This window comes from Arthrobacter sp. NPDC093139 (assembly GCF_044754165.1).
In the GTDB taxonomy this organism is placed as follows: domain Bacteria; phylum Actinomycetota; class Actinomycetes; order Actinomycetales; family Micrococcaceae; genus Arthrobacter.
In genome coordinates this window covers 1-12,248 of the sequence record NZ_JBIVOO010000006.1, presented here as the reverse complement: position 1 = coordinate 12,248, position 12,248 = coordinate 1, and the positions used below count along the sequence as shown (strand labels likewise).

The following is a 12,248-nucleotide window of genomic DNA, read 5'->3' as shown; positions in this document are numbered from 1 at the left end:
CGGCGATTCTTGTGAGCCAAGGGATGGGTTCAGACCCTACCGAAACCCATTTACGCTCGTCACTGCTGGGATATTGAGAATGCCAGGCTAATCCGGAAGGGGGGAGGGGGGGGTACGTTGAGCAGCAGGCAAGAGTCCCGCAGATGGTTATGGATGCTGATCGCATCCGCAGGCCTCTGCCAGATCGGCTCGAATCTGGCGCGGCCGCTGGTCTCTTACAAGGTGCTGGCCCTCGGCGGAGACGCCGCAGCCGTCGGCTTGATTGCAGCTGCCTATGCCTTGCTTCCCGTCGTGATCGCGCTGTGGCTCGGAAGAGTGACTGACCGAAGCTCATCCCTGAGAGGCACGATCGTTGCAGGAACGGTTCTGCTTGCAGTCGGACCTTTCCTGCTGTCGGGCGCCCCCTCCCTGCTTTTGATTGGTGTGGCCAGCGCCGTCCTGGGCCTTGGCCAACTGTGCTTCACCATCGCCGGGCAGGCCGCTATCGCCAGGTTCCTTCCCCTCAATCAAATGGACACCGCCTTCGGCTGGTTCACCGCAGCCTTTGCGTTAGGTCAACTCGTGGGGCCGCTTCTGGCAGGCGTCTTGATGGGGGCAGGGCAAGGTGCCCGGGCCGCCAGCCGGCTCACGGACGCCAACACGGCGCTGATACTCGCAGGTGCAATCTGCATGTTCGCCGTTCCCGCTGCCTTCGGAGCGTCCGTCAAAAGGCGAAAGACAAGACCCACAGCAAAAGCGACATTCCCGAAGGTGGCCACCGCCTCAATGGTCTCCCTCCTGAGTACTCCAACCGTAAAAGCCAACATGGCGGCAAGCTTGGCCCTGCTCGCAACCACCGACATCCTCGTCGCCTTCCTCCCACTGCTTGGCGAGGAAAACGGAGTCCCACCCCTAATGGTTGGAGTGCTTTTGGCCATCCGGGCCGGAGCCTCCATCTCATCCCGCCTGCTCCTTCCAGTCCTGCTCTCCCATTGGAGCAGACCAGCGCTCGTAACCTCCAGCCTTGCCGGGGCAGCCATCCCGCTGGCATTCCTCCCATCGATATTTGAGATCCCTCTCCTCGCTGGCGCCTTGCTCGCCATTGCGGGCTTCTTCCTAGGATTGGGACAGCCCCTGACCATGACACTGGTCAGCCAAGCTGTTCCACCAGCCTCCCGGGGTGCCGCGCTGGCGCTCCGGCTGCTCGGCAACAGACTCGGCCAAGTCACCCTGCCCCTGGCAGCTGGTCTACTCGCAGCACCAGCAGGACCCGGCGGATCCGTCTGGATGTCCTCCGCAGTACTGATCGCCGCCTGCATCAAGCGGCCCCGCAAATAGATGACCAAGACTGTGCCATGGCGAACGAGACCCAGTTTGGATTGGCCAGCTGTTGCTGTGCACGCAACCTGGGCCGGGTGTCAGGATGGTTGAGGCTTTGGAGTACGACATGGCGGGCGCTAAGGAGGGGCGGGTTTCGGCACCCGAGGCGCCGTTCGTCGGTATCAAGGAAAGCGGCGTGGGCCGCGGAGGGGTCACCTCATCGGGGAATACCTCGGGGTGAGGTGCATGGGGTAGGTGCCAATGTCGGTTCGTGTGGATATCCGAGTACGTCAGCATCGTGTCGCGTCCGGCAAGGTCGTGCCGGCACTGGTGATGTGTTCCTAGCTCATTGTGGAAATGTCGCTGGAAGGTGCTTGATGATTGCTGCATAACGGAATGGACGGCGGCGGCATTCTGCACCGCCGTCTACTCCGGGTCATCTGTTGATGCCGGGTCGGCCGCGGCTGTCTGCGATCTGGCTAGACGGTGGTTTGGTTAGGTGGTCTGGTTAGGCGGCGGCCAGGTTGTGGGTCAGGGTCTTGATGATCGCGTCGGTGACGTCTTCGGTGTTGGCTTCGCCGCCGACGTCGCGGGTCAGGTACCCGGCCGCGGTGGTCTGCTCAATTGCGGCCTCCACCTGGCGGGCTTGGGCGTGCAGGCCGAAGTGGTCGAGCATCAGGGCGGCACTGGCGATCGCGCCGATCGGGTTGCTGATGCCCTTGCCCGCGATGTCCGGCGCGGAGCCGTGGACCGGTTCGAACATGGACGGAAAACGGCGCTCCGGGTTCAGGTTTGCGCTGGCTGCCAGCCCAAGGCTGCCGGCCAGTGCCGAGCCCAGATCCGAAAGGATGTCAGCGTTCAGGTTCGAGGCGACGACGACCGAAAGGTCTTCGGGGTGCAGGATGAACTTGGCGCTCATGGCGTCGACCAGGACGGTTTCGGTCTGCACGTCCGGGTAGTCCAAAGCGACGCGCTGGAAGGTTTCGTCCCACAGGACCATGCCGTACTGCTGGGCATTGGACTTGGTGACGGAGGAGAGCTTCTTCACGGTACGGGTCCGGGCCAGGTCGAAGGCGAAGCGCATGATGCGCTCGCAGCCTTTTTCGGTGAACAGGGCGGTCTGCAGGGCCACCTCGTTGCCCGGTCCGCGGCCGCTGAGGTTCCGTCCGCCCAGGCCTGCGTACTCGCCCTCGCTGTTTTCGCGGACAACGACCCAGTCAAGCTCGGTGTTGTCGGCCTTGCGCAGCGGGGACTGGATACCGGGGAGGAACTTCACGGGGCGGATGTTTGCCCACTGGTCGAAGTTCTGCGTGATGTTCAGGCGCAAGCCCCAGAGGCTGATGTGGTCTGGAACGTTTTCCCAGCCGACGGCGCCGAAGTAGATGGCGTCGAAGTCCTTCAGGGTTTCCAGGCCGTCGGGGTCCATCATCTGGCCGGTCTTCTCGTAGTAGCCGCAGCCCCACGGGAACTCGGTCCAGTCGAAGGCGAACTTGCCGCCGGAATTCTCCGCCAGGGCATCCAAAACGCGGCGGCCTGCGGAGACAACTTCCTTGCCGACCCCGTCTGCGGGGATTGAAGCAATGCTGAATTTCTGGGTGGCGCTCATGTGCCGACCTCCTCGTTGAGTGTGTTTGCAGCGTCACGCTGCCTTTCCTCTTCAACTAGAGGTCAGGACACCAGACCGCGTCCAAGACCAAGATCGGATGCGGCAAATAGGTTCAGCCTATCGATCGAGCGGGCGGCTCGGTGGCCTGCATGTCCCGTGCGACGTGCAGTTCTGCCACTTTCAAGAAGGCCCGGGCCGCAGGTGTCAGATCTTCTTTACGGCTCAGGATCGCCACGTCCAGATGGGAGACGGGCTCGATAAGCAGGGTACGGAGCCCCGACTTGTGCGCCAACGGTGCCCAGGACGAGGGCATCACCGCGTGCCCGACACCTGCCAGCACCAGCGGCAAGATGGAAGTCCGGTGCGCGGCTTCGACGATGATTTCGGTGTCGACGCCGTGCGCCAACGCATCATCGACTAGCCAGCGCATCAAAGATCCGCGCTGGCTGGCGATCAGCCGGTGACCGCCCAGGTCCTCCCGTTGAATGGCCTCGTCTGCGCCAAAGGTATCGGCTTGGGGGTTGACGATGAGGATTAGCGGCTGGCGTTCAAGGTCCAGCACCTGGACACCCGGCACCCGGATCGGCGTGGGGGAGCCCGCCAGCCCGATCTCGGTGCTGCCCGTCCGGACGGATTCGATGACTTCCTCGGGGGTGAAGGCGGCGCCGACATTTAGGCGGACCGAGGGGTGCAGCCGGGTGAAGCCGGCGATCATGGAGGTCAGCGGCTCGATGCCGGGCGAGGGCATGCTGATGATATCCAGCTGGCCGCTGCGCACGCCGCGGAGCGCCTTCACCGCGGACTGTGCGGCATCAAGGTCGCGCATCACCAGCCGGGCCGGGCCGACGAGTTCCTTGCCGGCTTCGCTTAGGACGGCCCGGCGGCCGATGCGGTGGAAGAGCGGCACGCCCAGGTCCTTTTCCAGGCTGGCGATGGTCTGGGAGAGGGAGGGCTGGGCGATGAGCAAATGTTCCGCCGCCCTGTTAAATCCCTCGTGGTCAACGACCGCCAGAAAATACTTGAGCTTTCGCGTATCCATGCCAGCTCCTTCATCGGTTCGATCTTGGGGCTCCCGCGCGGGCAGATGCCAGCCAGGAACGAAACACGCCTGCTGCGCTGAAGCATAGATAGCCTACGCCTATCAAGCGCAACCCCCTTTGTGCTGCCCGCAGCGACGTTCAAAAAGAAAAGGGATTCTTCGCTGGCAATGCCCGCCGCTAAAGAGACAAAGTCTTCGATCTGTTACTCCAAAACGGAGGCGTCCAAACTAATCAGTTGACACCGGCCACCTGCTATCTGGTCGGCACTGAAGACATATTTCCCCAGAGGGGCTTGCCCTGGGGTGCAGCTCTAGAGCACGACTTGGATGTTGGAGTGGGTTCACCAGGAAGTGGACGCCGCCTGGGCTCGAGAGGAAGAATGCGTAGCCGATCTCCGCGCAGCTCATCTAGAGAATTAGGCCGATACAGGGTGCTGCGCAGTTGATGGCGCCAGGAAGCGTTGGCACCGTCGATACCTTGAATCGATCCCTTGGATCTCCCGTGCGGACGTCGGCTCTTGTTTTTGGGATCTTTCCGCTCCCGAGGAAGCCTGTCAGCGCTTGCTGACAGGCTTCCTCATTTTGAGGGACGGGCCCACGTTGCTGTGCCCAGCGTCTCCCAGGTAGATTTTCCGCCACTTTTGGCTGTTTTCAGGCGCCGACAACCAGTCTTCTGTCCGCTGTGGCAGAGGGTGCCTGATGCTGCAGCTGCCGGAATTCCGTTCCGGAAGGCTCCCGGTGCAGCATACAGAGCTGCCGTCCCCAGGCTTGGGGGAGTGCGGGCTGAAATGCTCTGGACTGGTGAAAGGGGGTGTGGACAATGTCCACGCTTTGGGCTTCGGACTGGATCGCATTGGTGCCGGACTGGCTCGGATTGCGTAAGTTTTCGGGGCTTCCCAGCCTTTGCAAGGGCTGGAATGCAGTTCGAGTCCCACCTCGGGCACAGCATATCCCCTCGTCAGAGGGGTTTTTGCTTTGACGTGTTGACATAGCTTGTGGTGGCGTCCCTCTGACGCTAGGTGTGCGGGCTGTGGCCTGGCCGCCGCGGTGGCCTATTCAGGTGTGTGGGGTGGCGGGCTCAGTGCCCTGGCCGGTGGGCGCTCCGCCTGCTCTTTACTGGGTCTGCGGGGGTTCCTCTTTTCGGTGCTGTGGGTTGGGCGTGCGTGTCCAACACCAGTTCATGGTCCGGAGGCATGGGTACTACATGACCTTTAAGACTTTGGTTTCGGATTTTCGTGTGCGGCTCTTCGGGGGTCATCAGGAGAGCTCCCAGCTGTTTGTCGTGCCAAAGAGGGTGTTGACAGTGTCCACACTTACGTCTGCTCTAAGGCGTTGCCGCGGCTGTCGCTTGATGGCAACTACGACGACATCCCAGCCCCAACACTCATCACTTTGAGGCGATGACCGCACGGCATACTGGCATCCCGACAAACGTCCACGGAATATCCTTGACGCAGAACTGTTTCGCCGATCGCCTGATAGCAGGAATGAAGCCCCATTCAGACGCCTAACGGGCTTCAAACTGCATCGGGCTGGGGGTTTTAGGTTCCCTGACGTGTATCTGAATGACCCCTGGGGGTTCGGTTAGCGCGCGTAGGGGTCTGCGATGCCGAGGTATTGGGTGGTGGTGTATTCGGTGATGCCTTCGGTGCCGCCTTCGCGGCCGAGTCCGGATTGTTTGACTCCGCCGAAGGGGGCGGCGGCGTTGGAGATGACGCCGGCGTTGAAGCCGACCATGCCGAATTCGATCTGTTCGGCCACGCGCAGGAGGCGGTTGAAGTCGCGGCTGTAGAGGTAGGACGCGAGCCCGTACTCTGAGGCATTGGCGAGCCGGATGGCGTCTTCCTCGGTGCTGAAGGTGGTGACGGGGGCGACGGGGCCGAAGATTTCCTGGCGGAGGATCTCGGCGTCGTTCGGAACTCCGCCGAGGACGGTGGGCTGGTAGAAGTACCCGGGACCGTCCACGGGTGATCCTCCGGTCAGGGCGGTGGCTCCGGCGTCGACGGCGGCGCTGACGAGGGCGTGGACGTCGGCGCGGGCTCCGGCGTCGATGAGGGGTCCGACCTGGGTGTTGGGGTCGGTGCCGCGGCCGGTGGTCAGGGCTCCCATGGCGGTGGCAAACTTCCGGGTGAATTCCTGTGCGACGGATTCCTGGACGAGGAAACGGTTGGCGGCGGTGCAGGCCTCGCCCATGTTCCGCATCTTGGCGGCCATGGCCCCTTCGACGGCGGCATCGAGGTCGGCGTCCTCGAAGACGATGAATGGGGCGTTGCCGCCGAGTTCCATGGAGGTGCGCAGGACGTTCTGGGCGGCGTCGGCCATGAGGCGTTTGCCGACCGGGGTGGAGCCGGTGAAGGAGACCTTCCGCAGCCGGGAGTCCTTCAGCAAAGGCCCGGAGATCCCGGACGCGGACGAGGATGACACGACGTTCAGGACACCGGCGGGCAGGCCGGCGTCGAGCATGGTCTGGGAGAACAGCTGCGCCGTGAGCGGGGTGAGCTTCGCGGGTTTGAGGAGCATGGTGCAGCCTGCGGCGACGGCGGGTGCGACCTTGCGCGTGGCCATGGCGAGGGGGAAGTTCCAGGGCGTGATGAGCAGGCAGGGTCCGACGGGTTTGTGCTGGACGAGGATCTTGTTTTTGCCCTCGGGGGTGGTGAGGTAGCGGCCGTAGTCGCGGACGGCTTCTTCGGAGAACCAGCGCAGGAACTCGGCCCCGTAGGTGACTTCGCCGCGGGCTTCGGCCAGCGGTTTGCCCATTTCCAGGGTCATCAGGAGCGCGAAGTCCTCGGCGCGTTTGGTGACCAAGTCGAAGGCGCGGCGTAGGATCTCTGCCCGCACCCGGGGTGCGGTGCGTGCCCAGGCTGCCTGGGCTGCATCTGCGGCCTCGAGCGCGGCGATTGCGTCGTGACTGGTGGCGGAGGCGAGGGTGGCGAGTACCTTCCCGGTGGCGGGGTCGTGGACGTCGAACGTGCCGCCGTCAGACGCATCCACCCACTCCCCATCGATGAGCAGGCCGGTGGGCACGGACGCGAGCAGCGCGGCTTCACGCTCTGGCGAGACGGCAGGGGAGAGTAGGGGTGAAGTGGTCATTTTGGACTCCTGAGAAAGTGTGTGGGGTCCGGGGGTTGGGCCTGCCGGGTCAGAAGTTCCGACAGGCCCAACCACCGGGGCTAGTAGCTGGCTCGGGTTTCGCCGTCGGATGGTTGGACGTACTGCGCCGCGAGGGCTTCGGAGCCGCGGGCGAGGAGCGCGACGTCGGCCCCCACCAGGATGAAGTCCGCACCATTGGCCAGGTAGTGGCGGGCGGTGTCGGGGTTGAAGGCGTTCACGCCGGCGGGTTTGCCCGCCTTCTTGGCGGCGGCGAGGCAGTGTTCGACGGCGGCGCGCACTTCGGGGTGTTCCTGCTGTCCCAGCAGGCCCATGGAGGCGGCGAGGTCGGAGGGGCCGATGAAGGTGGCGTCCACGCCGTCCACCTTTAGGATGTCCTCGACGGCGTCCACGGCGGATGTGGATTCGATCTGGACGGTGACGCTGACGGTGTCCGCGGCGCGGGCGAGGTAGTCGGGGACCCGGTTCCAGCGTGCGGCCCGGGCCAGCGCGGAGCCCACTCCGCGGACACCCTGGGGCGGGTAGCGCGTGGCGGCGACCGCCGCCTCCGCCTCCAATACGGAATTGACCATGGGGATGAGCAGGTTCTGCGCGCCTAGGTCCAGGTACTGCTTGATCACCACGGTGTCGTTGACCGGGGGCCGGACCAGGGTGTGGACGGGGTAGCCGTGGGTTGCCTGGAGTTGGGCGAGGATGGATTCGAGGCCGTTGGGGCTGTGTTCGGCGTCGACCAGGAGCCAGTCCAGGCCGGACCCGGCGCAGATCTCGGCCACCAGCGGGCTGCCGGAGCAGACCCACATTCCGGCCAGCGGATGGTCTGCCGTGGCGAGGGCATCCCGGAACGTGGTGTCCGGTTCTATTCGAAGCGGCATGTGACACTCCCGAGCGGTCCGTAGTCGGCGTGGACGGTGTCGCCTTTGTAGACCCAGAGGGGCCGGGTGAAGGAGCCGGCGAGGACGATGTCGCCGGCCTTCATGCTGTCGCCGTGGGCGGCGATCTTGTTGGCCAGCCAGTGCACGCCGTTGGCGGGGTGGTCCAGGACGCCTGCGGCCACTCCGGTTTCCTCCACGGTCTGGTTCTTGTAGAGGATGGCCGAGACCCAGCGGAGGTCCACGGCGTCCGGTTTCACCGGCCGGCCGCCGACCACCATGGCGCCCATGGCCGCGTTGTCGGAAATGGTGTCCACGATGGTGCGGCCCTCCATCTCAATCCGGGAGTCGAGGATTTCGAGTGCCGGAACCACGTAGTCGGTGGCGTTCAGGACATCGAAGATGGTGCAGCCCGGTCCTTTGAGGCTGTCCTTCAGGACGAACGCCAGCTCCACTTCCACCCGCGGGTGCGTGTACTGGTCCCACTCCACCGAGCAGCCGGTTTCCAGCACCATGTCATCGAAGATGGCACCGTAATCCGGTTCGGTGATACCGGTGGCAGCCTGCATGGCCTTGGACGTGAGACCGATCTTCCGCCCCACCAGCGTCCGGCCGGCGTCCTCGTTGCGGCGCCGCCACAACTGCTGCACCGCGTAGGAATCCTCCACCGTCATGTCCGGATAACGGGCAGTCAGCCGGGGTATCGGAGTCCGGGAACGCCCGGCCTCCAGCAATTCGTCCGCGATGGCCTCAATCGTCTTCGGCTCAAGCATCTAGGCGCTCCTCACGGCGTACACGTCGTTCTGTTGTGGGGGCAGCCGGTCCCGCTGTTGCGAGACGGAACCGGCTGCCAGATTTTGGGCTTAGAGCTGGGCGCCGAGCTTGAAGCCTTCAGCTTCCGCGCCTTCTTTGCGGGTGTAGGAGAAGCCGTCGGCACCAACGGTGACGGCCATCTCGGAGGCGTCAGTGCGCTCGATGACGGGCTGGGGATTGCCGTCGAGGTCCAGGACCAGGGAGGCCTCGGTGTACCAGGACGGGACCACGGGGTTACCCCACCAGTCGCGGCGCTGGTTGTCGTGCACGTCCCACGTGACAGTGGGGTTGTCCGGATCGCCGGTGTAGTAGTCCTGCGTGTAGATCTCGATGCGGTGATCGTCCGGGTCCAGGATGTAGAGGTAGAACGCGTTGGACACGCCGTGCCGCCCGGGGCCGCGTTCGATCCGGTCGCTGATGCGCAGGGCGCCCATCTTGTCGCAGATCTGGATGATGTTGTGCTTCTCATGCGTGGCGAACGCGACGTGGTGCATGCGCGGGCCATTGCCGCCTGTCAGGGCGGTGTCGTGGACCGTCTGCTTGCGGTGCATCCACGCGGCGTAGGTGACGCCGTCGGAATCCTTGATGTCCTCGGAGACGCGGAAGCCCAGGTCCTCGAGGTAGGCGCGGCCGCGGGGGACGTCCGGGGTGACCTGGTTGAAGTGGTCCAGCCGGACCAGTTCACCGGCGGAGTAGAGGTCGTAGCGCTGGGTGAGGCGCTCCACGTGCTCCACTTCGTAGAAGAACTCGTACGGGAAGCCCAGCGGGTCCTCGACGCGGACGGAATCGCCCACGCCCTTGGTGAAGCCGTCCTTGCGGCGATCAACGCGGCAGCCAAGTTCCTTATAGTAGGCCTCGGCAGCATCCACCTCGGAGGGGGACTTCACCCGGTAGGCGAAAGCGGCGACAGCGGCGATGGGGCCCTTGCGCAGCACCAGGTTGTGGTGGATGAACTCCTCCAGGGAGCGCAGGTAAATCGCGTTTTCGTCCTCTTCCGTGACGTGCAGTCCCAGGACGTCCACGTAGAACTCACGGGACTTTGCGAGGTCGGTGACCACGATCTCCATGTAGGCGCAGCGGACGATGTCCGGGGCGGGAACGGTGGGGGTGGGAAGGAAGCTGGTCATGGGATTCTCTCTTCTTCGAAAGTGGGGGGAAGGGTTAGCTGTCGCTGGTTGCTGCTGCGTCTTTGACGCTGCCGAACTTTGGCGAGTGGGCCTCGTTGAGCGTGATCTGCACCGACTGCTGGGTGGTGTAGAAGTCGACTGAGCGGTACCCACCCTCGCGTCCCAGACCCGAGGCCTTCACGCCGCCAAACGGGGTGCGCAGGTCGCGGACGTTGTTCGAGTTCAGCCACACCATGCCTGCCTCGATGGCGTGTGCGAAGTTGTGGGCGCGCTTCAGGTTCGAGGTCCAGACGTAGGCAGCGAGGCCGTACTTCGTGTTGTTTGCGAGCTCGAGCGCCTCCTCGTCGGTGTCGAAGGGGGTGATCGCCACGACGGGACCGAAGATCTCCTCCTGGAAGATCCGGGCGTCGGGGGCGACGTCGGCGAACACGGTGGGTGCAACGTAGTTGCCGGTGGGGAAGCCCTCGGCACGACCGCCGCCGGCCAGAAGCCGGCCTTCCGTCTTGCCCATCTCGATGTAGCTCATGACCTTTTCGAAGTGGTTGGGGTGCACGAGCGAGCCGACTTCGGTGGCGGGATCGCTTGGGAGGCCCACGACGATGTTTTTCGCACGCTCGGCGAAGCGGGCCACGAAGTCGTCGTAGATGCCGCGCTGCACGAGCACGCGGGACCCGGCGGTGCAACGCTCGCCGTTCAGGCTGAACACACCGAAGACAGTGGCGTCGAGGGCGGCCTCGATGTCGGCGTCGGCGAAGACGACGGCAGGGCTCTTGCCGCCGAGTTCGAGGGAGAGGCTCTTGAACTGAGGGGCGGCTGCGGTTGAGATGGTGGCACCGGTAGAGCTGTCACCGGTGAAGGAGACGATCGGCGCGTCGGGGTGCTTTACGAGGTAGTCGCCCGCGACGCCGCCGGATCCGAAGATCAGGTTGAAGATTCCGTCGGGCAGGCCTGCCTCGCGGAAGATCTCGGGCCACAACACGGCGGAGAGCGGGGTGTAGCTGGCCGGCTTCATGACAACGGTGTTGCCGGTTGCGATTGCCGGGGCGAGCTTCCACGACTCCTGCATGAAAGGGACGTTCCACGGCGTGATGAGCGCAGCGACGCCGATCGGCTTGCGGTTCACGTAGTTGATCTGGCGACCGGGCACCTTGAACGCGTTGTCCTCCTGCGCGACGATGAGGTCCGCGAAGAAGCGGAAGTTTTCAGCGGCGCGGCGGGCCTGGCCCTTGGCTTGGGCGATGGGCAAGCCGGAGTCGAAGCTCTCAAGGAGGGCGAGTTCGTCGTCGCGCGATTCGACGATGTCGGCAATCTTGTGCAGCACGCGCGAGCGTTCGCGGGGCAGCATCTTGGACCACGGGCCTTCGTGGAAGGCGCGCTTGGCGGCGGCGACAGCGCGGTCGACGTCCTCCGGCTGGGCTGAGGCGACTGTGGCGTAGTTCTCGTTGGACACCGGATCCAGCACATCGAACTTTTTGCCGGACACCGAGTCAACGAACTCGCCGTCGATGAAGTGCTGCAGGTGCGTGGGCAGATTTTCTGGAATGTAGTGCTTTGTGGTTTCTACTGATGTCGTCATCGTTGGGGTCCTAACTGAAATTCGGGCATTAGTTGGATTGGGCGAGGTAGGCGTCGAGGGTGGCGGAGCGGTGGAGTCGTGCTGCTCTTTCGACGGCATCGGGGTCCGCTCCGGTTTCGATTAGCCGGAGCAGGGCCTCGTGTTCGTCCACGGACTCGTGGGCGCGGCCGGGAACAAAGCGGAAGGTGGAGGACCGCAGGGATGCCAACCGGTTCCAGCCGCGGTGGACGAGGTCCAGGATGTGCGGGTTCGGGCAGTGCTCGAACAGGACGCTGTGGAAGTCCTGGTTGAGCCGGGTGAAACGGACGGGGTCGAAGTGCTCCAGGCACTCGCGCATTTCTTCGTTGATGGCGCGGGCCCGGGAAATGGACACTGAATCGATGAGCGGCGCGGACAAGGCAGTAGCCGCGCCTTCGACAATGCTGAGAGTCTGCATGGTGTAGAGGTATTCGGTGGGGTCGATGCCGGCCACGGTGGCGCCGACGTTGCGTTCGAACTTCACCAGGCCTTCGGCTTCCAGGCGGCGGATGGCTTCCCGGATCGGGACCACGCTGAAGCCGAGTTCTCTGGCGATGGTGCCCAGGACCAGCCGGTAGCCGGGGGTGTAGGTGCCTCCGACGATCCGCGCCTTGACGGTTTGGTAGGCCTGCTCCGACTTGCTGCCGAGGGAGGTTGCTGCAGCTCGGTCAGTCGCTGTTTCAGTCATTGGCTGCTTCCCATTCCTTGTATTTGGCCTGCCATTGGGCGTTCAGCGGGTAGAGTCCGTCCACGCTGTGGCCCTGCTCCACCATCTTTGCGATGAAGACTTCCT

At 64.2% G+C, this 12,248-nt stretch carries 9 protein-coding genes; 1 reads left to right on the top strand and 8 read right to left on the bottom strand.

The window, feature by feature from the left end:
- Positions 1–153: 153 nt before the first annotated feature.
- The gene (locus ACIP90_RS11215) at positions 154–1,317 is read left to right on the top strand and encodes an MFS transporter (RefSeq protein WP_400579396.1); all 1,164 of its coding nucleotides are present in this window, start codon (positions 154–156) and stop codon (positions 1,315–1,317) included.
- A gap of 490 nt (positions 1,318–1,807) precedes the next feature.
- Here the strand turns inward: ACIP90_RS11215 and ACIP90_RS11210 are convergent, their stop codons facing one another.
- The 8 genes from ACIP90_RS11210 to ACIP90_RS11175 form a co-directional block, all read right to left on the bottom strand.
- Positions 1,808–2,905, bottom strand: coding sequence for a tartrate dehydrogenase (locus ACIP90_RS11210; RefSeq protein WP_400579395.1), 1,098 nt, complete (start codon positions 2,903–2,905; stop codon positions 1,808–1,810).
- Between the two features lie 112 nt (positions 2,906–3,017).
- Complete coding sequence (locus ACIP90_RS11205) at positions 3,018–3,944, bottom strand: LysR family transcriptional regulator (RefSeq protein WP_400579394.1); 927 nt, start codon at positions 3,942–3,944, stop codon at positions 3,018–3,020.
- Between the two features lie 1,584 nt (positions 3,945–5,528).
- Entirely contained in the window at positions 5,529–7,034 is a 1,506-nt protein-coding gene (locus ACIP90_RS11200; protein ID WP_400579393.1) for an NAD-dependent succinate-semialdehyde dehydrogenase, read from the bottom strand.
- Positions 7,035–7,114: 80 nt separating this feature from the next.
- Positions 7,115–7,924 carry an HpcH/HpaI aldolase/citrate lyase family protein gene (locus ACIP90_RS11195; RefSeq protein ID WP_400579392.1) on the bottom strand — a complete coding sequence of 270 codons (810 nt, stop codon included), beginning with the start codon at positions 7,922–7,924 and terminating at the stop codon, positions 7,115–7,117.
- A complete protein-coding gene (gene hpaH / locus ACIP90_RS11190; protein WP_400579391.1) occupies positions 7,909–8,694 on the bottom strand; it encodes a 2-oxo-hept-4-ene-1,7-dioate hydratase in 786 nt (261 codons plus the stop codon). The genes ACIP90_RS11195 and hpaH overlap by 16 nt, the downstream gene beginning before the upstream one ends.
- A 90-nt stretch (positions 8,695–8,784) precedes the next feature.
- Positions 8,785–9,861 (bottom strand): 3,4-dihydroxyphenylacetate 2,3-dioxygenase, encoded by a 1,077-nt coding sequence (gene hpaD / locus ACIP90_RS11185; protein WP_400579390.1) that lies wholly within the window; start codon positions 9,859–9,861, stop codon positions 8,785–8,787.
- Between the two features lie 34 nt (positions 9,862–9,895).
- Positions 9,896–11,437 (bottom strand): 5-carboxymethyl-2-hydroxymuconate semialdehyde dehydrogenase, encoded by a 1,542-nt coding sequence (hpaE, locus tag ACIP90_RS11180; RefSeq protein WP_400579389.1) that lies wholly within the window; start codon positions 11,435–11,437, stop codon positions 9,896–9,898.
- Positions 11,438–11,465: 28 nt separating this feature from the next.
- Positions 11,466–12,143, bottom strand: a complete 678-nt coding sequence (locus tag ACIP90_RS11175) for a GntR family transcriptional regulator (protein WP_400579388.1) — start codon at positions 12,141–12,143, stop codon at positions 11,466–11,468.
- Between the last annotated feature and the right edge of the window lie 105 nt (positions 12,144–12,248).

Bases quoted from the DNA above. Each gene is read 5' to 3' on its own strand.
- ACIP90_RS11205 (WP_400579394.1), bottom strand. From the start codon at position 3,944: ATGGATACGCGAAAGCTCAAGTATTTTCTGGCGGTCGTTGACCACGAG.
- ACIP90_RS11200 (WP_400579393.1), bottom strand. From the start codon at position 7,034: ATGACCACTTCACCCCTACTCTCCCCTGCCGTCTCGCCAGAGCGTGAA.
- ACIP90_RS11175 (WP_400579388.1), bottom strand. From the start codon at position 12,143: ATGACTGAAACAGCGACTGACCGAGCTGCAGCAACCTCCCTCGGCAGC.
- hpaD (WP_400579390.1), bottom strand. From the start codon at position 9,861: ATGACCAGCTTCCTTCCCACCCCCACCGTTCCCGCCCCGGACATCGTC.
- hpaH (WP_400579391.1), bottom strand. From the start codon at position 8,694: ATGCTTGAGCCGAAGACGATTGAGGCCATCGCGGACGAATTGCTGGAG.
- ACIP90_RS11210 (WP_400579395.1), bottom strand. From the start codon at position 2,905: ATGAGCGCCACCCAGAAATTCAGCATTGCTTCAATCCCCGCAGACGGG.
- ACIP90_RS11195 (WP_400579392.1), bottom strand. From the start codon at position 7,924: ATGCCGCTTCGAATAGAACCGGACACCACGTTCCGGGATGCCCTCGCC.
- hpaE (WP_400579389.1), bottom strand. From the start codon at position 11,437: ATGACGACATCAGTAGAAACCACAAAGCACTACATTCCAGAAAATCTG.
- ACIP90_RS11215 (WP_400579396.1), top strand. From the start codon at position 154: ATGCTGATCGCATCCGCAGGCCTCTGCCAGATCGGCTCGAATCTGGCG.